Source organism: Staphylococcus gallinarum (assembly GCF_000875895.1).
GTDB classification, from domain to species: domain Bacteria; phylum Bacillota; class Bacilli; order Staphylococcales; family Staphylococcaceae; genus Staphylococcus; species Staphylococcus gallinarum.
The window spans coordinates 1-241 of record NZ_JXCF01000208.1 but is presented as its reverse complement, the minus strand read 5'-3'; the positions used below and the strand labels follow the sequence as shown (position 1 = coordinate 241).

The window sequence follows — 241 nt, the reverse complement described above, 5'->3', positions numbered from 1 at the left end:
TGTTTTCGCAATTGGTGATGTTAAAGGAGGCATGCAGTTTACTTACATTTCTTTAGACGATTTTAGAATTGTTAATGATCGAATATATGGATTAGGAAATCGTAGTACAGAAAACAGAGGTGTTGTACCCTATACAGTCTTTTTAGACCCTCCATTGTCTAGAGTTGGATTAACTACTAAAGAGGCAAAAGCACAAGGATATAAAATTAAAGAAGGTACGTTACCTGTTAATCATATGCCA

1 pseudogene is annotated in these 241 nt (G+C 34.4%); it reads left to right on the top strand.

The features are described from left to right. A pseudogene (locus tag SH09_RS14090) lies at positions 1-241 on the top strand (hypothiocyanous acid reductase MerA); the annotation flags it as partial.